We start from the raw sequence: 19,613 nt of genomic DNA, 5'->3' as shown, positions 1-19,613 counted from the left end.
CGGCGCTGTCCCGGGCCAGATCGCGCTTGACCTCGCCGCGGTATGCCGCGGGCCAGATCCGCTTGCGCCGCTCGGCGAGCGTGCCGACGATCAGGCTACCGCCATCCACGAAGACCGACGCGGGCCAGCTCGCCGAGCCGCTCGCGGGCTCCTTCACCGGTTCGATGCGACCGTCGACGGCCAAGGCGGCCGAGGCACTGCAGGTGCCGTAGTCGATGGCGAGGATCGGCTCGCCCACAGCACCCCCTGTCCACGTTTCCAGTGGGCAGATCGTAGCGATGTCGACAAAGCCACCAGCGACACCCTCATCAGTGGGGCGAACGCCGGGACCGAATGTTTGTGACCGGTTGCCCCCCGTGGCGGCTTTCACCGGTGCGGACAACGGCGGCCGGCGCTTGTCGGCATGAACAGGCGGACTGCCGACCTTCCCCGACGATCGACAGTCCGCGGAATCACGCCGGTGCGCCCCCGATTCGGCACCAAGCCATCTCGCTCCCCCGACGATCCGGCCCGAACCCGTCGCACCGGCGCGGTCCCTGCCCTCGATCCTGGTAGTTCCGATGGGCCGACACCATCCCTCAATCATCGGGGGAAAGCGGATGATCTCCGGCCGTTACCGATCCGTCCGGGTAATCCATCGGCTGGGGCGCCAGGGCACGCGACGCAGGTCGCCCATGGCTGCCGCCAGTCCGGCTACCTGCTCGGCGGCCTGCTTGCCGAGATCAATGGCCACGGTGCGCGGTAGCGAGGACCCCTCGCCCGGGATCGTGCGCAGCCGGGCGACCACCGGTCCGAGCCGGATGATCTGAAGGTAGCCCGCGAGCGAATCGCCGGTGACGAGATGCAGGTGGGCGGACCCGGCCGTGCCGTCCGTGACGGGCCTGGCCCGGGCGACCAGGCGTCGGGTGAGTGCGGCGGCCCTCCGGTTGTTGCGCAGCAGCCACCGCGAGTCGTCCAGCCGGTACAGATCCGCGTCCGGGGTACCCAGCCAGATCGCGTGCCCACGGTGCACCGCCTGGATCTCACGGCCGTCCGCCTCGGGATTCGTGCCGTCACCGGGGATCGGTTGGTCAGCCGGATGGGCCGTCGCGACGTCGGGAGATCTGATCCGCCACATGCCGACGGGGAGCGCCTCCGGTCCCAGGAACGACCCGCGGAAAGCCGCCCAGAGACGACAGGACCGCGGATGACCCTCATCCTCGCCGTCTCCCCCGCCCATCCTGACGAGGGTGTGACCGAAGCCGGCGCAGGGCAATCCCTCGAAATCAAGGGGCCTCAATCGAGGAGGCTCAGCCGAATCCGAGCTCGCGGGCCCAGAGGGCGGCCGCGGTGCTGGGCGGGATCGTCGCCGGGGCGTCGGGATGGCTCGCCACGTACTTCGCCTTCGCCGTGCGCAGATAATCGGCGACGACACTGGCCTTGACGTTCATCGCCCGCGCCGCTTCCCGGTGGGACATACCCCGGCAACCGACGAGGACCATCACCTCGGCCTCCCGCGGGGAGGGCCGGTGCAGGCGGCGCCGTCGGCGGGCGGCGTCGAAGATTCGATCGAGCAGGTCGTGCACGGCGGCGGCGGTCATTCCCCACTCGCCGCGCAGCTCGTCAATGAGGTCGCCCTGGGCGAGTCCGCGCAGCAGGTTCCGTTCCCCGGGGCCGATCTCGCCCCGGGACAGCGGTCGCCGGTGCGCATCCTCCAGCAGAAACCCGGCGAGGCGGGCGGAGACGTGGAAGCTACCCCCGGCGACGGCGGTCACCGCCGCCACGAACTGCTGGGCCGGGGCGGTCTTCTCGACGAAGCCGCGAGCCTGCGCGGCGACCGCGTCGAGGACCTCGTCCGGTGTCGCAACCCCGGAGGTCGCCAGCACCCGAAGACCGCGTCGATGCAGGTCGGCCACGGCGGCGGCCCCGGACACCCCGGGCAGGTGCAGGTCGCACACCACGATCCCGGGCGTGGTGTCCCGGTCGAAGGTCTCCAGGCTCGGGGCTGGCGCCAGCACGGAGAACCCCGCGCCGGCGAACCTGGCGGCCAGCGATTCGGTGGCGATCGGATGATCGTCGATGATCGCCACCGAGACCGGCCGGCGATCGACGCTCATCGGCCGGTCCCGGGCGCGCCGGCTCCGGTCGGCTCGGCGGCGGGCCAGCGGAAGGTCACCTTCGTCCCATCGCCCGGCCAGGCGGTCACCAGGGTCTCCCCGCCATACCGGCGCAGGGCGGAATAGCTTCCGGTCATGCCCCCGCCCGCTCGGACGGAGCCGGGATCGAACCCCATGCCCCTGTCCCGGACGACCACCAGCACCGAATCCGCGTCGCCCTCGACGAAGAGGTGGACCTCGTCGGTGCTGGCGGAGTGTCGGACCACGTTGCGCAGGGCCTCCCTCGTCGCGGCCACCAGTGCCTCGCGGACCTCCGCGGGCGGTTCGCCCTTGATCGACACGAAGGGCACCAGGGCGAGCCCCTCGTCGGCGAAGGCGTCCACGACCGCGGACATCATCTCCTCGAGGCCGTTCTGGGTGGAGTCCGGTGAAGCCGTGCCGTCGACGGCCAGGGCCCGCGGGTCCATCCCGCGTGGATCCATGATGATCCGACGCGCCCGCTGTGCCCCGCGCCGGGCCTCCCGGACGAGTGCCGGTGAGGGCACTCCACCGGCGGCGACATGATCGACGACGGGGAGCAGGTAGTCGTGGATCTCCCGATGGGTGATCTCACGCTGGCGCAGGCTCTCGGCCTCCTTCTCCTGCTCGATCGCGAGCCGCCCGGCCGCCGCGGCCTCGTCCTGGGCGGCCGCGGTCGCAGCGGAGAGCGCGCGCAGCTCGCGGGCGATGAGCATGGCGACGACGTACCACAGGGCGAAGCCCAGCAGGTCCGAACCGAGCTTGAGGGAGACGTCCGGCAGCACGGCCAGGCTCCATGCCGCCATCAGGACGGCCACCGCACCGACCGCGAGCAGCGTCAGCCCGAGGCCGAAGCCGATGCCCGCGGGTGCGACGAGGCTGAACGGCACGAGCTCAGTCATGATCTTGTTGCGTTCGTCAGGTTGCGCGGCTCTGGACCCGACGAGCATCAGCGCCACGCAGAAGGCGACGTCCGCCAGGACCAACCGGGGGGACAGCCGGCCCGGCCGCCGCCAGACCCGCCAGGTGAACCAGGATGCCTCGACGGCCGCGGCAGCCACGATCAGCACGGCGATCCACGGGTGGCGCAGGCGAGCCCAGCCGAAGAGTGGGATGATCACGAACGTCGCACAGGCTGCTCGGGCGTAGCCGACCATCCGGGACATACGTTGCTCGGTACGTTGGATGACGTCGCAGGAGGAAGCCGCCGATCCGACCAGCCCGGTCATAGTGCGCAACGGTAGCGAGCCAGCCACAGATCGACCAGTGCCTGCCAGTGCCTGACCAGAAGGAGCGGGCATCTGGTCGTCCCGGTGTGTGAAGAGCGCCATCCGGGCACCGCAATCAGATGCAGACCACGTATCCCGTCACCGTCACGGTCCCGCCGCCGGGTCCCGGCCCGACGCCACCCGAGCCCGCGCCGGATCCGGTACCACCGCCCAGCCCGGGGCCGGATGTTCCGATCCCGCCGAACCTGCTGGTCCTCCCGCCAGCCGGGAATCGCGCCGCCGGAATGGGTAGACCGAGGGCATGATGCACCGACCAGCTGGAATTCCCGCGCAGGAGCTGACCGACGCCGACCTCGTCCGAGAGCTGCGGCACCTGCATCGTACCCGGCACGATGCCTTCATCGCGGGGAGCGAGGACGCCTTCGAGACCCACACCGCACGGATGCTGGAGCTCGAACGCGAATACCTGCGGAGGTTCCCGGACGCCGCGAGTCCCGATCCGCGCCGGACCCGAGCCGGCAGACGGCGTGCCGCCGGGGTTCCCGTCTGAGCGGCTTCAGGGGCACGGTTTCAGGGGGGCGCGTGGCTTCAGGGGCGGACGCGGGTGAGCGCGTCGAGGTAGATGTCGACCACCTGGCTCGGGCCCGGCCGGAGGTAGGAGCGTCCTGCGGTCGCAGCGGCGATGCGCGACAGCGCGGTGAGGTCGGCGTCGTTGCTGTAGGCGATCATGATTATGGCGACCGGCCGCTTCGGGTCGTACTCGGCGTGCAGCTGTTCGATCAGGCTGTCCAGGCTCGGCGCGGCCGCACCCCGCTTCGTGTCGCGACCGTCGGTGAGGATGACGACCTGGTTGAGCCGGCCGGGGACGTAGTGCTGGGTCAGGAAGCGGAAGGCCGCGAGCGTGGTGGCATACAGATCGGTGACTCCGCCGGGGACGATCCCGGCCTGCGCGGCGATCAGCTCGTCCCGATGGGTGCCGCCTCGTCCGGGTGCGTTGAGCGCAGCCATCGGCACGAGATCCCGGTAGCCTTGGACTCCCTGGGCGCCCTGCTCGCCGGAGAACCGCCAGAGACCGACCTGGCTGTCGGGTGCGAACAGGCGCAGGCCGGCCAGGGAGGTCTCGACGGCCGCCTGCAGCCGAGTTCTTGACGGGTCGGTGCCCGGGACCGGTTCGGCCATCGATCCGGAGCTGTCGAGCGCCACGAGGGTGGCACCACGCTGACGGGCATGGCGGAAGAACCGCCGAGCCGTGCCGAGCGTGCTGTCGGAGGCGTCCGTGCTCGCCAGCTTCGGCGGGACGGAGCGCACCCCGTCGGTCGCGTTCAGCGTCCCGGCCAGCCCGCCTGGGTCATCGTGGCCCGCCAGCTCGGTGGGTGTGCGGAAACCGGCTCCGCTGAGAGCCAGGCGGCCCGCGTCCCCGCGCAGGAACGCGGCGAAGGCGTCCGCCGCGGCCCGCCGGGACGACGAGCTCGCCGTCTTCTTCAGGACGATGTACGGCACCGTCGCCGTGAACATCCCGTCCGAGGGGTAGGACGCCACCAGCGTCGTGGCCGGGCGGTTACCGTTCTGGCTTGTCAGGGACCGGTTGTAGGCGATGACATCGGCCTCTAGGGCCGGGAAGGCCGAGGGAGCGGATCCGGCCGCGCCGTTCTCCGTGCCGCCGGTGCGCATCGAGTCGAAGAGTTGCTGATCATACTCCGGCAGCCGGTCGATGGAGCGTTCCTGCCGGAGCACGGTGAGCTGGGCCGCGCGATCCTGGTCGAACGTGCCGGTGGTCATCTCGGCCGCGGTGAGTCCGCGGGCGGCGCCCACCGTTGCGATGACGGCCCGCAGCGCGGCGGCCGAGTGCTCCGGATTGGCCATGGCGAACCGGAAGTCCCCCCACCGGGGCTCGCCCTGGTGGGTCCAGAAATCGGCCTCGCCCGCGGCCGCGGCCAGTTCGGCCCAGGTCACATGATGCTCGGGCCAACCGAGGCGCTGTGCCATGAGTCTCGGCATGGCGATGACGACGGGCGATCCCGCGATCGTCGTGGCCTTCGCCGGCAGTTTCGCCGTGACCGGGTCCGATTCCTGGCCCAGCTCCAGCCAGTCGGCCGACTCCGGGATCCAGACGTCGGGCGGCCCGGGGGAGTCCGGCGACTCCGGCCGGGACAGTGTGTCGAGCACCTGGTCGGAGGCTACCACCGACACGGCGAGGGTCACGCACGGGCCCGCCGAGCCCTCGGCACCGGCGCGCTGACGATCGAAGTCGGCGGCGAGCCGGCTGATCGGCGCCGCGAGTGCCGGCGCGGTGGTGATGGTCAGGGTGGCCCGTTCGCCGCCGTCCGCGCATTCCCCGGCCGATCCGGCATCCCAGGCGGCGCGGGCCGCGAACCCGATCCCGATGGCGGTCAACGCGCCCAGTACAAGCAGCGCCGCGCCGCTGACGATGCCCAGGCCGACGGTGACGGCGCGGCTGCGGCCACCGGCCCGGGACCAGCCATACCGGGATCCGCCGTGATGGGACGCGCCACCACGAAATCTGTTGCGGCGGGATCGATGGCGGGCGTCGGACACGGAGACGTCCTTTCCGCGAGCGAGCGTCGTGTCCGTCCCTGACCCGCCACCAGCACGATGGTCTGCCTAACGTCTCCCGCCGAGCCCATCGCGCAGCGCCCGACACCATCCCCGGGTGTCCGGCCAGCCTCAGATGGTGATGATATTGTGCCCCGCGCCGGTTCCCGTGCCGCCGATACTGCCGGTGGCCCGGTTGGGCGTCATCCTTTCTTGGAATACCGGGGTTCGCTGTTGTTCTTCCGTTTCTCACGTCGTTGCGGCGGTGTTCCTACTCATGGGTCCTTAGCGTTCTACCTGGGCTGGGTGTGCGTGTCGCCGCTGGCGAGGTCGGCGGGGGTTTCGAGGTCGGCGGGGGTGTTGACGTCGGCGGGGGTGTTGACGTCGGCGGGTGAGCCGGTGTCGTCGCAGGGCACGCCGGTGACCTCTCCCGGGTGGGCCCGCAGCCACGCCCGGGCGCCGACCTCGCCGCGCGCGAGAGCCGCCACCTCGGGCCAGACCGAGCGGCGCAGCAGGACGGGATGGGCCGGCAGGCCTCCGTAGGTGGCGGTCATCGCCGGATGGGCCAACCCCGGGTCGGCCGCGGCGGAGATCAGACGTTGCACCGCCGCCGCGCCGAGGGAAGGTTGGTCCACCAGGGTGACAACCACGGCGTCGGCGTCGGTGCCGACCAGGGCTGCGAGACCGGCCCGCAGCGACGCGCCGACACCCTCGGTCCACCGCGCGGCCGATACCAGGCGAACCTCCGGTATCAGGCCTGCCGTGGGTTCCAGGCCTGCCGTGGGTTCCAGGCCTGCCGTGGGTTCCAGGCCGATCTCGGGCGCATCCCCGCCCGCGGGCGCCGGCCCGGCGACCCGGCGGGTGGCGAGGCGTTGCACGACGATGCCCACCTTGTCCGCGGCGGCGCCGGTGACGACCACGACCGGCCGGCAGCCCCCCGCTGTGAGCAGGCGGACACCCCGCTCGACCAGCGTCACACCGCCCAACTCGACCAGAGCCTTGGGGCGTCCCATCCGCCGTCCTGCCCCGGCAGCGAGCAGCAGACCGGCGACGTTCACCGGATTCGCGGCGTGGATGCCCCACGAGAGATTTGTGAAGTCACATTTCACCTTCGTGATCTAGACAGGCATCGGGCTGCTTCTGATCGGTGATGCCTGGCCATGCTAGGCGGAGCCGTCCCACGCTGGCTGGTCGCGGTTCGTCGGGATGCTGGAGTACAAGGCCGCCCGGTACGGCCGGACCGTGGTGAAGGTCGACCGGTGGTTTGCGTTGTCGCAGGTCTGTTCGGCGTGCGGGGTGAAGGACGGGCCGAGACCACTGGCGGTCCGGTCGTGGACGTGCCCGGCCTGCGGGGTCGTCCACGACCGGGATGTGAACAGCGGCGTAGCAGGCGGGAATCTCTACCCTTCAGGGCGGAGAGGACGTCAAGAGGCGGCGATACCGAAGATGCCGACCGTCATCGGCCTCGGGCGATACGTAGCGACCCCGCATCGTGTTAATGGGGCCTATCCTGGTCGACGATGCGGGACAACATCGACAACAGAGCGGTCTGTTCCTCCTCGGACAGCGGAGCCAGCAGCTTGTCGTTCATCTGGTCGATGCGGTCCGCCACCTGACCGTGGGTCGACTCTCCCCGCTTGGTCAGCCGCAGGACATTGCGCCGGCCATCACGCGGGTCACGGACCCGGCGGATGAGCCCACGCTGCACGAGCCTCGCCACCACATCGGCCACCGTCGACCGATCCAGGGAGGCTCGTTCCCCGAGCGTGCGCTGATCAATATCGGGATCAGCGAGCAGGCTGTTGAGGACCACGAACTGCGGAGGTGTCGTCTCGGTCGAGACGGTGGTGGTCCAGAGCTGATAGGTCACCTGCTGGAGCCGGCGGGCCAGCTGGCCGGGATGGCTGGACAGGTCGACCACGCCGTGGCCGCCTGGGGCGGCCGGCCGCGAGGTCAGGGTGGCCGGCCCAGTGGCGCGTTGTTCAGGGAGGCGTTCGCCGGAGTTCTCCGGTGCGGCTGTTTCCCCTCCGAGGGCCCTGGCCAACTGGTCGGATCGTGTGCGCGTGTTCAGGGTTCGCTTCCAATCCGGTGTCGAAGTAGGCGGGCGACAGGTTTGCCGCGAAGGTCATCATCGCTCATGTCGACGCTCGGTGTCGTCAAGCTGTGAGATTCAGGTGTCTATCAAGCGTCGAAGTGGTAACTCTTATGGCATGTAGTGAAATTATAACTACGGATAGCCGGACGGCGCCATGCTTCTGTAGTAGTCCTGTCACCGCTTCGAGGTAGTCCTTTAGAGGTGTCGCAATCGCGACAGCCACCTGCCGCCCGACTCCGGTGGGGTACGCGAGGTGCATCACATGGTTCCCGCGGGTACGGGCAGCGGTATGGAGGATGCGCCCAGAGGCCTGCGGGAGAGTCTGAAACGCGTGGCTGTGACCCTGAAGGAGGCGGGCATCCCGTTCGCTCTCGGGGGCAGCTACGCCTGCTGGGCCCGGGGCGGCCCCGAGCCGGTCCACGACGTCGATTTCATGCTGCGCGAGGACGACGTGCCGCGGGCGGTCGAGGTGCTTGCGAACGCCGGCCTGCGCCCGGTCGACTCACCCGAGGACTGGCTCACCAAGGTGTTCGACGGCGAGGTGCTGGTCGATCTCATCCACCATCCGGTGGGTCGGGCGGTGACCCGGCAAACGCTGGAGCGGTCCAGCGAGATGTCGGTGGACTCGGTGCGCATGCCCGTGCTGGATGCCACCGACTGGTTCGAGATGACTCTGTTGGCCCTGGAGGAACGGTACTGTGACCTCGCTCGCGTGATACCGATGATCAGAGCGATGCGGGAGCAGGTCGACTGGGATCAGGTGCGTCGCGCGACGGCCACCTCCCCCTTCGCCGAGGCGGCCCTGCTCGTGGCCACCCGGCTCAACCTGATCCCGGCAGCCGGTCGTGCGGTGTCGGCCGAAGGTGCTCCGTCTACCGAAGGTGCCCCGTCGGCCGGGGGCAGCCCCACGGGTTCACGTCCGCACGGTCCGTTGGTGCCAGTGGGTGCGGCGGTGCAGGCCGGGACCGCGAAGCGGATCGCCGACACCGCCGGGTACGGGGCACTGAACCTCACCGAGGCCGATGAGTATCTTGCCGGTGACCTGCACGAACGCCTCGCCGAGGATCCAAGGGTGGCCGAGCTCGGGCTGGAGGTGGTGGTGGATGGCCAGCAGATCCTGGTCGAGGGCGAGGTCGCCACGGACGCCCGCCGCCGGGCCGTCGCGGATGTGCTCGCCGAGGCGCTTCCCGGACGCCTGGTGAGTAACGAGGTCACCATCGCGGATCGGGGGATGCCGACCGAGGCGCCGCCGAACGTGGAGACCATCTCATGATCAGAATTGCCGCGGTCGGCGACATCCACCTGGGCGTGGACAGCCGCGGAACCTTCGCACCGCTGCTGCGTGGACTCGCCGGTCGGGCGGACGTGCTGCTGCTGGCCGGTGATCTCACCCAGCGGGGGCTGCCGGCCGAGGCCGAGATCGTCGCGGCCGAGGTGGCGGACGCCGAGGTGCCCGTCGTCGCCGTCCTGGGTAATCACGACTACCACGGCGGTGCCGAGAACGAGATCATCGAAATGCTGGCCGATGCTGGCGTGACCGTCCTCGAAGGCGGCGGCACGGTCCTCGACATCGACGGCCGCCGTCTCGGAATCGCCGGCGTCAAGGGATTTGGCGGGGGGTTCGCCGGGGCCAGCGGAAGCGACTTCGGCGAACCACTGATGAAGGCGTTCATCCGGCACACGAAGGACGCCGGATCCCGGCTGCGCGGTGCGCTGGAAAGTCTGGATTGCGAAATCCGCGTGGCTTTGATGCACTATGCTCCGGTACCGGACACGCTCATCGGCGAGCGAACCGAGATCTTCCCTTTTCTCGGCAGCTACCACCTTGCCGAGGCAGTGGACGCGGGGGCCGCCTGCCTTGCGCTGCACGGTCACGCCCATGCCGGTTCGGAGCACGGGATGACGGCCGGTGGGGTGCCGGTCCGTAACGTGGCCCGGCCGGTGATCAGGAAAGCCTATGCGCTTTACGGGGTGGGCGAGATGGCCACCACCGGGCGCCCGGGCTCGGACCGCGCGGGCCTACAGCGCTCGGCTGGTGCCGCCGTCCGGGACGGCGTCCCGCCAGCCGTCCCGCCAACCGTCCCGCCAGCCGGGACACCCCGCTCCGCGGCGGACAGCCCCTCGACGCTGTCCCGCCCCAGTTAGCTATTCCGCGGTAGCTATCCCGCCCCAGGCAGCCGTACCCGGACCTCACCATCGGAGATCCACACATCGAACCGCGGCTGGGGCGCGGTCGCGGGACCATGCACCACCGCGCCGTCCGTCACCCGGAAGGTGCTGCCGTGCCAGGGACAGCGCAGGCAGGTGAAGCCGTCCCTTCGGATGATCTCTCCCTTGTGCAGTGGTCCGGACAGGTGGCTGCACCGGCTGGCCAGTACGTCGACGTGGTCTCCCTTCCGGAGGAGGACGACCGGCACATCCCGCAACAGCCGCGCCTCGGGTCGGCCGTCCGCCAGTTCGTCCAGAAGGGCGAGCGGATGCCAACCGGGCGGCAGCAGGTGTGGTACCTCCTCGGTGTGGTTGACTCCCGACGCCTGCCGGTAGGCCAGATGACCGCCGAGGTAGGCCGACGTGCTGGCCGTGGCGAGGCCGAGCAGCGCGAGACGACGGCCGAGGCGGCCGTTGCCACGCCATCGGATGCCGAGCGAGGCGGCGTAGCAGCAGGCCGCCAGACTGTTCGTCGCGGCGTGCGCCACCCCGACCCGCAGCTGGCGCTCATGCAGCTCGGAGTAGTCGGCGAGGCCGCTGGCGGCGGCCGAGACCGCCGCGAGCAACCCCGTGGCGATCAGTACCCGGGCCGCCCGTTCGGACCCCTCGTGACGTCCCGCGAGCAGGTCCACGATCCCCGCGGAGATCCAGGTTCCGATGGGGAGCGCAGCGAGCGCTGGATGCAGCGGGTGGCCGAGCGGCACGCCGTGCAGGGTGTCCCGGATGGTCCCGTCGCGCAGGGAGCGGCGGACCATGTCACGGATCTTCACTGCCACTGGGTCGAGAGCTTCGGCCCGCTCCAGGCGTTCGGCGGGTCTGACCAACACGTTGTGGGGTATCCGCACCATGGATGCTGGTGTTCCCGCTCATCGCTGGCCGTGAACATCTGCTGACCGGAGATGCCGGGTGGCCCGATCGCGGGTTTGCTTCGTCCGTCAGCGCGCACCACTGAAACAGCGGAAAGGAACGAGAACATGGCAGTGGATCGCGGAAGCACCAAGCACGGCCCCGTGCGCGACGACATCTTGGCGCACGAGGTCGAGGGGCTTGTGCGGGCCGGGCGGGACACGCGGGCGGAGGAATGGCGCTCCGCTGAACCGTTCCCCGAGGAAGCGACCGGTGGCCCGCAGAACCTGAATGCCGCTGGGTCGCGGGTCGGTGTGCCGGCCGGGATGACGCCGGTGGACGTCGAGGAACGCTCCGAGCTCGCCCGCTGGCTCGGCCGGGCGGTCTTCCCCGCCAACCGTGACGAGATCATGGATCATCTGCGTCATCAGCACGCCCCGGACCGGGTGGTTGACGAGGTCGCCGGTGCGCCGCCCGACATCCAGTTCACCTCGTTGGGCGCGCTGTGGCGGGTACTGCGACCCGGCCCTCCCCACGTGGAGTCACGGCGTCACTGAATCCGTCCGATGATCCATAATATGACCAGCATCATGAAGTAGTCGGTATGACGCCGTAGCCGGCGGGGTACGGAGACACCCGTGGGCGGCGGGCTCGCCGCGAGCGTTCTGCTGCTCGTCGGCTTCGCGGTGATCGGAGCATTCAACGTTTTTGCCTTCGGTGCCCTCGCCGGCCTGTGGGCGTTGGGTATCGCATGGATCATGGTGCTCGGCCCGCGGGCCATCGATCGCCGGGTCGTCCGCGCTCGGCTGCGGGAGGCGCTGCGGGAGGTGCGGCGGAGACGCCGGTGGCCCGGTGCCTTGCTCCCGTGCGCCCGGGACTGCGTGACACGCCGGTGGCCTGGGTAGGACACGCCCATGGGTACGAGTGGGTTCGGCTATGGCGACCAACGACCCGGATCAGGTGATCTGCTGCAGACCCTCGTAGCCGGTCTGGATCAGACGGAGCGGGAGGATACCCTGCGGCTGTTGCGACGGCGGCTGGTGGAGGACCGGGCCGCCGCGTGCGGCGGCCAGCGGGACCGTCAGGTGGATGTCGGCCCGCGGACCCGGGCGGCGCGTGGGCCGACGAAATCGCAGGCCGCGGGCATCCATCGCCACCGCGGATGAGCCACCGCGGATGAACGGTGGTGTCAGGATGAACGGTGGCGTCAGCAGCCGCCGCCGCAGCACGCGCCCCCGCCGGCGGACGGCGAGGCCATAGCCGGAGCCGGCGTGGCCGAGCCGCGGCTGACGGCGATCGCAGAGAAGATCCGCGAGGTCTCGGTGTGTCCGGAGGGGCAGCTCACCGCGCTGTCCGGCACGGACTCGTGCATGCTGCGGCGAACTTCGAACGATGCGTCACATACCCGGCAGCGGTAGTCGTAGGCAGGCACGGCACCAGGATATGCGGCCGTCGGGAGGCGAGCGTCGGATTCGGCGGATGGCGAGAACGGGTGAGCGGGAGGAGGCCCGACGTACGCTGGCTGTATGCAGCCGCCGGAGGGCCCGCAGGTGGTCGCCGAGGTTGTCCGGGGGCTGCGCAGCGGTGCGCCGTTCGTGGAGAGTTGCCATCACGGCACCGTCATCGGCCTCGGTCGGGATGGGGACAGTGCGCTCACCGTCGGCGTGCCCGACCACCCGATCTTCCCCCGGTCGGCGGTCAAGCCCCTTCAGGCCGCCGCGATGCTTCGTGCCGGGCTGGACGGCATCTTCCTGAGCCGGGAGATCCCCGGTGACCTGCTTGCCATCGTGTCCAGTTCCCACAGCGGCGAGCCGGTGCATCTCGCGCGGGTGCTGGAGATCCTCTCGGTGGCGGGCGTCTCCGTCGACACCCTGCGCTGTCCCGCCGATCTTCCGTTGGGCCCGGCCGCGGCCCAGGCGCACCTTCGCGCCGGGGGCCGCGCGGAGCCGGTGTTGATGAACTGCTCCGGCAAGCATGCGGGGATGATCGCCTGCTGCGTGGTGGCCGGCTGGCCGATCGAGAACTACACCGACCCCGATCATCCGTTGCAGCAGGTGATCCGGCGCACGATCGAGGAGCTGGCCGGCGAGGAGATCGTCGCGACCAGCGTGGACGGGTGCGGGGCCCCGTTGTTCGCGTTCTCGCTCACGGGCCTGGCTCGCGGGCTGCGGGCGATGGTCCGGGCCGCGCCGGGCGGCCCCGAGCGGCGGGTCATCAACGCCATGCGGGCGCATCCCGAGCTGATCGGGGGTGTTGGCCGGTCCGACACCGACCTGATGCGGGCGGTACCCGGCGTCGTCGCGAAGAACGGCGCCGAGGGTGTCACGGTGGTGGCGACGTCCGAGGGTCACGCGGTCGCGGTCAAGATCGCAGATGGTAGTGGGCGGCCCGGCGTCCCGGTCGCGCTGGCCGTGCTGACCCGCCTGGGTGCTCTTCCCGGTCCGGACGCCCCCGAGCACCAGGAGCTCGACTTCGCCCAGCTCGCCGTGCTCGGGGCGCCCACGGTGCTCGGCGGCGGGCGCCCGGCCGGTTCCCTACGCGTGCGGCTACCGGTCTGACCCGGGCGGGGGAGTGCGGTCGGCACGGACGCCCTGGTCCTCGCCTGCTCGGGGACGGGGGTCGGAAGGCACCCGACGGGGACGGCTCGCCACGGTGACCGCGACGGGCGGGATCATCGCCGCGACCACCATCATGATCATGGCGGCGGTCACGGAGTACAGCCGCACCACGGTGCCGGCCGAGATGAACAGGGTCAGCGCCACCAGCATCAGGGCGAGGTAGCGGCGACGGACCATCGGATCGGCACCCGGGCCCGGTGCGGACGGGCCCGGCGATGATCGGCGCGGCGCGGACGGGTGGGGCGTGCCGGCGGCGAGGCGCAGGTCGTAGCGGCGCCGCCGGTCGGGGTCGCCGAGAACGCGGTAGGCGAGGGTGACCCGATCGAAGGCCGGTGACGAACCACCGGCGTCGGGATGGGTGCGGCGGGCGGCCACGCGGTAGGCATGCCGGATCTGCTCGGCGGTGGCGCTGGGCGGTACGTCCAGCACCTCGTACAGCGAGCTTTGCACGCGCATCGGGGTGTCTCCTGCCATTGCCGACCACCCGACCGGGCGGCCGCGAGCCCGGTGTCATGGCGAAAGTACCTACACATGACCAGAATGGGCCTTGGACGGCCCGGGGCGAGCGCGAGTCGGGAGGCCGGGACAGCGGCAAAATAGGATTTTCTGTGCGTTGTGGCTCTTGGCTCTCATGATCGTCTTATCGGGCGTGCCGGCCTCATTCCGGTTCGGCCGACGGCGCGCTCGGGGCGCCGCGTGCACACCAGGGTGGGACAGGATGGGTGGATGGGGCAATGGCAGAACTCGGAGATTGTCACCGAGGTCGCGTCGCTGGTACAGGATCCGGACATCGCCGAGCGGCTGACCGTGACCGGACCCGCCGACGTCCTGCCCAGCCTCTACCGGGTGACGACGGTGGCGACCGCGTCGGTGGCGGCCGCGGCCGTCGGGGCTAGCCGCCTGCTCGCGGCCCGCGGCGGCGGAGCCCCGCCGGAGGTCACCGTGGACACCCGTCACGCGAGCGCGGTCTTCCGCAGCGAACGGTACCTGCGAGTGGCCGGCAAGCCACCGCCGAGCCCGTGGGACCCGATCTCCGGATACTACCGCACCGGGGACGACCGGTGGATCCAGCTGCACTGTAACTTCCCGCACCACCGCAACGGGATCCTGGATCTTCTTGGGACGCTGGGCGAGCGCGCCGCCGTCGAACGGGTCATCCGCCGTTTCGAGGCCGAGCCGCTGGAACTCGAGCTGCACGCCATGGGTCTGTGCGCCAGCATGGCCCGTAGCGAGCGGGAGTGGCGCGAGCACCGGCAGGCCCGGGCGGTTGACGAGCTTCCCCTCGTCGAGGTGCGCCGGCTCGGCGACGGCCCGGCGCTCGCCGCGCCCCCGGCCGAGACGCCGGCCGCGGGTCTGCGGGTGCTCGACCTGACCCGGGTCATCGCTGGTCCCGTCGCCGGTCGCACGCTGGCCGCCTACGGAGCCGACGTCCTGCGGGTCGGCGCCGCCCACCTGCCGGAGGTGCACACGGTGCTCGTCGACACCGGGTTCGGCAAGCGCAACGCCTTCCTCAACCTGCGGGTGACCGCGGACGCCCGCCGGCTGCGCGAGCTGATCGCCTCGGCGGACGTGGTCCTCCAGGCCTACCGGCCGATGGCCCTCGACCGGCTCGGCTTCGGCCCGGAGGCGGTCGCCAGGATCCGGCCGGGCATCGTCTGCGCGACCATCACCGCGTATGGACGGCAGGGCCCCTGGAGCGGTCTGCGCGGGTTCGACAGTCTGGTCCAGACCGCGTCCGGCATCGTGACCGCCGCCGTGGCGGTGACCGGGTCCGACCGCCCCGTGCCGCTGCCGGCACAGGCCCTCGATCATGCGACCGGCTACCTCACCGTTTACGGGGTGCTGGACGCGCTGGCGCGGCGGGCGACCGAGGGGGGCAGCTGGCACGTCGGTGTGTCCCTGGCCCGGACCGGTCGTTGGCTGCAGGGGCTGGGACACCACGACACGCTCGCGCTCCCCGACCCGACCCGGGAGGAGGCCGAGGAGTTCTGCGCCACGATGAACAGCGAGTTCGGACCCCTGTCGTACATCCGCCCGGCCGCCACCGTGGCCGGCGTCGCGCCGAGCTGGAGCTCCCCGCCGGCACAGCTGGGCACCAGCCCGGCGGTCTGGGCATAGCCATGCTGAGGTGCCGGGTTCCGCGGGATCGTGCCGGTGTGTAACCGTGCGCCGCCCCGTCCATCCGGGGGGCGGTGCGAATTGATGCTGGTCAGCGCGTCATTCTCTAGGCGGTGGCGCACCGGCTCGCGGGCCGGGCGCGTCGGGGTGACTGGGCCGGGCCATGGCATCGGAGTCGGGTCCGGCGGGACCGGAGGAGGAATTGCATGGGTAGGCGCCCGCTCCTGGGAGCGATAGCCCTTGCCGCGACCGTGGCGTTGACTGCGGCGGCCTGTGGAAGTGACAGTGGTTCGTCCTCGAACGGGAAGCAGACCATCACGATCGGCTTCCAGGGAGTTCTCTCGGGCGACAGCCAGCAGCTCGGTCTGAACGCCCTCTACGGCGTCCGGACGGCGATCGCCGAGGTCAACGCGGATGCGAGCGCGCCGTTCCAGCTCAAGCTCGTCGAATCCGACGACGGCGGCTCGCCGGATCAGGGCCCGACGGCCGCCCAGAAGCTGATCGATGACTCCAAGGTCGTCGCGGTGGTCGGCCCGATGTTCTCCGGTGCCACCAAGGCGAGCGAGCCGGCCTACACCCAGGCCGGGCTGCTGTCGGTGAGCCCGTCGGCGACGAACCCCGCGCTCACCACCCTGGGCTTCAAGACCTTCTACCGGGTCATCGCCCCGGACACCTTGCAGGGCAAGGCCGCGGCCGACTACATCGCCACGGTGCTCAAGGCGATGAAGGTGTACTCGCTGGACGACAAGAGCGAGTACGGCACGGGCCTGTCGGGTGCGCTGGAGGCCGAGCTCAAGGCCAAGGGTGTCAACGCGACCCACGACGGCATCAACCCGACCAAGGACTACACCTCCGAGGCAACGAAGATCATCGCTGCCGCGCCCGAGGTCCTCTACTACTCCGGCTACTACCCCGAGTTCGCGCTGCTGTCGAAGGCGCTGAAGGGCAGGGGCTTCACCGGAAAGATCATCAGCGGTGACGGATCGCTTGACCCGCAGTACGTCGCGCAGGCCGGGGCCGCCGCGGCCGAGGATGCCTACCTCACCTGCCCCTGCGGCGACGCCAACACCGACCCGAGGGCCGCGTCCTTCGTCGCGTCCTACAAGAAGGTCAACAACGGGACGAAGCCCGGCACCTACTCCGGTGAGGCCTACGACGCCACGCTCGCCCTTGCGGACGTCTTCAGGAAGCTCGGCAAGGACGTCACCCGGGAGTCCGTGGCCGGCGCGTTCGGTTCCGTGAACTTCCCCGGCATCACCAAGACCGTGGTGTTCGAGCCCAACGGCGAGGTCAAGGGCTCCAACGTGTTCGTCTACCAGGTGAAGGGTGGACAGATCACCGTTCTCGGCAACATCGCGGACCTGGTCAAGTCCTGATGTCGGTGCGGGCGGTGGCCGGGGGTGGGACGTCCGGCCACCGCTTCGCCTGGTGGTGAATGAGGCACACGGATGGGTTTCCTCGACCAGTTCTGGCAGCTGACCGTCGACAGTCTGACGGTCGGCTCCCTGTACGCGGTCATCGCGCTCGGGTACACCCTCGTCTACGGGGTCCTCCAGCTCATCAACTTCGCGCACAGCGAGGTCTTCATGCTGGGATCCTTCGGCGGGCTGTTCGCCGCCCGCGCCCTGCTGCCCGGGGACGGCTCGGTCCCGGGCGGCCTCGAATCGGTGGGCCTGGTGACCATGGGCCTCGGCGCCGGCGCGATCTGCGGCGGGCTCGCTGCCTTCACGCTCGAACGGGTGGCGTACCGGCCGCTGCGGCGCCGTTCCGCCCCCCGGCTGGCCTATCTCATCAGCGCCATCGGGGCCTCGCTGTTCGCGGTGAACCTCGCCGGCAAGGAGTTCGGCCGGCAGAATGTGGCCCTGCCCGACCTGTTCACCGACGGAACGGTGTTCACGCTGTTCGGAGCGGACGTCTCCACCCAGTCGCTGGTCATCTTCGCGGTCGCGATCGCGATATTGGTCGGACTGGACCGGCTGGTCGCGGGGACCCGGCTCGGGCAGGGCATCCGCGCGGTGGCCCAGGACGCCGACACCGCGGTTCTCATGGGCGTGAACGTCGAACGCATCATCATCGTCACGTTCGTGCTCGGCGGCCTGCTGGCCGGGGCCGGTGGCTTCCTGTACGCGATGACGTTCAACGCCTCGTACAGCATGGGGTTCGTCCCCGGGGTGAAGGCGTTCACCGCTGCGGTCCTCGGCGGCATCGGCAACGTGCGCGGGGCGATGCTCGGCGGCCTGCTTCTCGGATTGGTGGAAAGCTATGGCGGATACATCTTCCAGGCGTCCTACAAGGACGTGATCGCTTTCCTGGTCCTGGTCGGCATCCTGATGATCCGACCGTCCGGCCTGCTCGGGGAACGTCTAGGGAGGGCAGCGTGAGCGCTGCGACGTCGTCCGCCCGCCCGCCGAGGGCCGGGGCGCCGCTCCCACCCGCCGGGCCGGGTGGCGGGTCTGGTGGCGGCCCGGCGGGCGCATCGCTGCGTCCGGCCGTGCTGTTCTCCCCGGCCCGGCTGCGCCAGCTCGGGGTGCTGCTGCTGGTGGGTGTGCTCGCCGCGGTGGTGACCGGTCCGGCCGGGGGCTCCGACAAACCGCTGAAGGCATTTCAGGATTCGGTGCTGGACGCGCGGATCCTGCCCTACCTGGGGCTCGCCGTCGCGTTGTGGATCGTCCTGGCGCTCGGCGTCGAACTGCGGGGCGCGGCGGGCCGGCTGACGGCCGGCATCCGGGGGCCGGTGAGCGCGGCCTACGCCACCCGGGGCGGCCCGATCGCGCTGAACCTGGCGCTCCTGGCGGTCGCGATCATCGCCCCGCTGGTCGTCTCGACCGCCGCGCAGCAGTCGATGGTCAACGACATCGGCATCTACGCGCTGCTCGCACTGGGCCTGAACGTCGTGGTCGGCTACGCCGGCCTGCTCGACCTCGGCTACATCGCCTTCTTCGCCATCGGTGCCTACGCGACGGCCTACTTCACCTCACAGACCGCGATGCCGTGGCACGCGCCCTTCGTGCTCAACCCGTTCTTCGTCTTCCCGATCGCGCTGGTCCTCGCCGCGCTCGCCGGCGTCGTCCTGGGCGCGCCGACGCTGCGGCTGCGGGGTGACTACCTGGCGATCGTCACGCTCGGTTTCGGTGAGATCATCCATTTGATCGCGAACAACGCCGACAACATCACGAACGGTGCCCGGGGGGCCTTCGGCGTTCCGCACCTGTCGATCAACCTGCTCGGCCTCGGCTACGAGTGGGGCATCGATCCGCTGCCGTATTACTACCTGCTCCTGGTCATCATCGTCGGAGTCATGATCGCCTTCGGTCGGCTGGAACGGTCCAGGATCGGCCGGGCCTGGGCGGCGATCCGCGAGGACGAGATCGCCGCCGAGGCGACCGGGGTCGCGACCCTGCGGATGAAGCTGCTCGCCTTCGCTATCGGCGCCTCGGTGTCGGGCTTCGCCGGTGTGCTCTTCGCCTCCAAACAGTTCTTCAACCCGCAGAGCTTCAGCCTGCAGGCGTCGTTCTTCGTCGTCGCCGTCGTCATCTTCGGCGGGATGGGTTCCCGGCTCGGGGTGGTGGTCGGTGCCGTCGTCCTCCAGGGCATCGCCTTCTACCTGCGCGACAAGGTCCCGCCCGCGGACCGGTACATCTACTTCGGTGCCGTCATCGTGATCATGATGATCTTCCGTCCGCAGGGACTCGTGCCGTCGCGCCGGCGGCGTCGGGAGATCCAGCTCGCGGAGGCCGGCATCGGCGCGGCGGACTCCCTGGGCGCCGCGCCCACGGGGGGCAAGCCGTGACCAGGGGCGGAGCGCACCGCGTCTCCCCGCCGGGACACCGGC

General features: G+C 70.6%; 20 protein-coding genes and 2 pseudogenes. 12 read left to right on the top strand and 10 right to left on the bottom strand.

All coding sequences use genetic code 11. The features are described from left to right. From AC08ON_RS04840 to AC08ON_RS04825, 4 genes and pseudogenes are all read right to left on the bottom strand, one after another. Positions 1–238 (bottom strand): annotated as a pseudogene (locus AC08ON_RS04840) (Hsp70 family protein); the annotation flags it as partial. A 375-nt stretch (positions 239–613) separates the two neighbouring features. After that, the gene (locus AC08ON_RS04835) at positions 614–1,279 is read right to left on the bottom strand and encodes a hypothetical protein (protein ID WP_476616523.1); all 666 of its coding nucleotides are present in this window, start codon (positions 1,277–1,279) and stop codon (positions 614–616) included. 10 nt (positions 1,280–1,289) lie between these two features. After that, positions 1,290–2,096, bottom strand: a complete 807-nt coding sequence (locus AC08ON_RS04830) for a response regulator (RefSeq protein WP_011434789.1) — start codon at positions 2,094–2,096, stop codon at positions 1,290–1,292. After that, entirely contained in the window at positions 2,093–3,343 is a 1,251-nt protein-coding gene (locus AC08ON_RS04825) for a sensor histidine kinase (RefSeq protein ID WP_476606553.1), read from the bottom strand. Before AC08ON_RS04825 ends, AC08ON_RS04830 begins: the two co-directional genes overlap by 4 nt. Positions 3,344–3,644: 301 nt before the next feature. Between AC08ON_RS04825 and AC08ON_RS04820 the strand changes: the two genes are divergently transcribed. After that, positions 3,645–3,893: a DUF6158 family protein gene (locus AC08ON_RS04820; protein WP_476606536.1), complete on the top strand. Its 249-nt coding sequence runs from the start codon at positions 3,645–3,647 to the stop codon at positions 3,891–3,893. Positions 3,894–3,931: 38 nt separating this feature from the next. On the opposite strand, the gene AC08ON_RS04815 is transcribed toward AC08ON_RS04820, so the two are convergent. Together AC08ON_RS04815 and AC08ON_RS04810 are read right to left on the bottom strand one after the other, a co-directional pair. Further along, positions 3,932–5,899 (bottom strand): substrate-binding domain-containing protein, encoded by a 1,968-nt coding sequence (locus tag AC08ON_RS04815; protein WP_476606537.1) that lies wholly within the window; start codon positions 5,897–5,899, stop codon positions 3,932–3,934. Between the two features lie 290 nt (positions 5,900–6,189). Further along, the gene (locus AC08ON_RS04810; protein WP_476606538.1) at positions 6,190–7,005 is read right to left on the bottom strand and encodes a nucleotidyltransferase family protein; all 816 of its coding nucleotides are present in this window, start codon (positions 7,003–7,005) and stop codon (positions 6,190–6,192) included. Positions 7,006–7,096: 91 nt separating this feature from the next. On the opposite strand from AC08ON_RS04810, the pseudogene AC08ON_RS04805 reads away from it, so the two are divergent. Then, positions 7,097–7,264: pseudogene (locus tag AC08ON_RS04805) on the top strand (zinc ribbon domain-containing protein); the annotation flags it as partial. A 127-nt stretch (positions 7,265–7,391) separates the two neighbouring features. Here the strand turns inward: AC08ON_RS04805 and AC08ON_RS04800 are convergent. Continuing rightward, positions 7,392–7,817 (bottom strand): MarR family winged helix-turn-helix transcriptional regulator, encoded by a 426-nt coding sequence (locus AC08ON_RS04800; RefSeq protein WP_476606539.1) that lies wholly within the window; start codon positions 7,815–7,817, stop codon positions 7,392–7,394. Positions 7,818–8,322: 505 nt separating this feature from the next. On the opposite strand from AC08ON_RS04800, the gene AC08ON_RS04795 reads away from it, so the two are divergent. Then, positions 8,323–9,264 (top strand): phospholipid-binding protein, encoded by a 942-nt coding sequence (locus AC08ON_RS04795; protein WP_476606540.1) that lies wholly within the window; start codon positions 8,323–8,325, stop codon positions 9,262–9,264. Continuing rightward, positions 9,261–10,136 (top strand): metallophosphoesterase family protein, encoded by an 876-nt coding sequence (locus tag AC08ON_RS04790; protein WP_476606541.1) that lies wholly within the window; start codon positions 9,261–9,263, stop codon positions 10,134–10,136. The genes AC08ON_RS04795 and AC08ON_RS04790 overlap by 4 nt, the downstream gene beginning before the upstream one ends. Before the next feature lie 14 nt (positions 10,137–10,150). Here AC08ON_RS04790 and AC08ON_RS04785 read toward each other — a convergent pair whose 3' ends face one another. Continuing rightward, positions 10,151–11,026 (bottom strand): Rieske (2Fe-2S) protein, encoded by an 876-nt coding sequence (locus AC08ON_RS04785; RefSeq protein ID WP_476606542.1) that lies wholly within the window; start codon positions 11,024–11,026, stop codon positions 10,151–10,153. 147 nt (positions 11,027–11,173) lie between these two features. Between AC08ON_RS04785 and AC08ON_RS04780 the strand changes: the two genes are divergently transcribed. From AC08ON_RS04780 to AC08ON_RS04770, 3 genes are all read left to right on the top strand, one after another. Then, a complete protein-coding gene (locus tag AC08ON_RS04780) occupies positions 11,174–11,602 on the top strand; it encodes a DUF2795 domain-containing protein (RefSeq protein ID WP_476606543.1) in 429 nt (142 codons plus the stop codon). A gap of 81 nt (positions 11,603–11,683) precedes the next feature. After that, a complete protein-coding gene (locus tag AC08ON_RS04775; RefSeq protein WP_476616522.1) occupies positions 11,684–11,950 on the top strand; it encodes a hypothetical protein in 267 nt (88 codons plus the stop codon). A 9-nt stretch (positions 11,951–11,959) separates the two neighbouring features. Beyond that, on the top strand, positions 11,960–12,211 hold the full coding sequence (locus tag AC08ON_RS04770; protein WP_011434801.1) for a hypothetical protein: 252 nt from the start codon (positions 11,960–11,962) through the stop codon (positions 12,209–12,211). A 41-nt stretch (positions 12,212–12,252) separates the two neighbouring features. Here the strand turns inward: AC08ON_RS04770 and AC08ON_RS04765 are convergent, their stop codons facing one another. Beyond that, positions 12,253–12,477, bottom strand: coding sequence for an FmdB family zinc ribbon protein (locus tag AC08ON_RS04765; protein ID WP_476606545.1), 225 nt, complete (start codon positions 12,475–12,477; stop codon positions 12,253–12,255). A 94-nt stretch (positions 12,478–12,571) separates the two neighbouring features. Between AC08ON_RS04765 and AC08ON_RS04760 the strand changes: the two genes are divergently transcribed. Then, entirely contained in the window at positions 12,572–13,603 is a 1,032-nt protein-coding gene (locus tag AC08ON_RS04760; RefSeq protein WP_476606546.1) for an asparaginase, read from the top strand. Here the strand turns inward: AC08ON_RS04760 and AC08ON_RS04755 are convergent. Beyond that, positions 13,592–14,119 carry a J domain-containing protein gene (locus AC08ON_RS04755; protein ID WP_476606547.1) on the bottom strand — a complete coding sequence of 176 codons (528 nt, stop codon included), beginning with the start codon at positions 14,117–14,119 and terminating at the stop codon, positions 13,592–13,594. The genes AC08ON_RS04760 and AC08ON_RS04755 overlap by 12 nt on opposite strands. 270 nt (positions 14,120–14,389) lie before the next feature. Here AC08ON_RS04755 and AC08ON_RS04750 point away from each other — a divergent pair, with 270 nt between their 5' ends. The 4 genes from AC08ON_RS04750 (at position 14,390) to AC08ON_RS04735 (ending at position 19,571) form a co-directional block, all read left to right on the top strand. Beyond that, complete coding sequence (locus tag AC08ON_RS04750; protein WP_476606548.1) at positions 14,390–15,781, top strand: CoA transferase; 1,392 nt, start codon at positions 14,390–14,392, stop codon at positions 15,779–15,781. Positions 15,782–15,987: 206 nt separating this feature from the next. Then, a complete protein-coding gene (locus tag AC08ON_RS04745; RefSeq protein ID WP_476606549.1) occupies positions 15,988–17,157 on the top strand; it encodes a branched-chain amino acid ABC transporter substrate-binding protein in 1,170 nt (389 codons plus the stop codon). Between the two features lie 72 nt (positions 17,158–17,229). After that, positions 17,230–18,162, top strand: coding sequence for a branched-chain amino acid ABC transporter permease (locus AC08ON_RS04740; RefSeq protein ID WP_476606550.1), 933 nt, complete (start codon positions 17,230–17,232; stop codon positions 18,160–18,162). After that, positions 18,159–19,571, top strand: coding sequence for a branched-chain amino acid ABC transporter permease (locus AC08ON_RS04735; RefSeq protein WP_476606551.1), 1,413 nt, complete (start codon positions 18,159–18,161; stop codon positions 19,569–19,571). The genes AC08ON_RS04740 and AC08ON_RS04735 overlap by 4 nt, the downstream gene beginning before the upstream one ends. Positions 19,572–19,613 lie beyond the last annotated feature (42 nt).

It is taken from the genome of Frankia sp. CoWAU3, assembly GCF_977971855.1.
The sequence above is the reverse complement of the archived record's forward strand: the minus strand, read 5'-3'. Positions and strand labels throughout refer to the sequence as shown.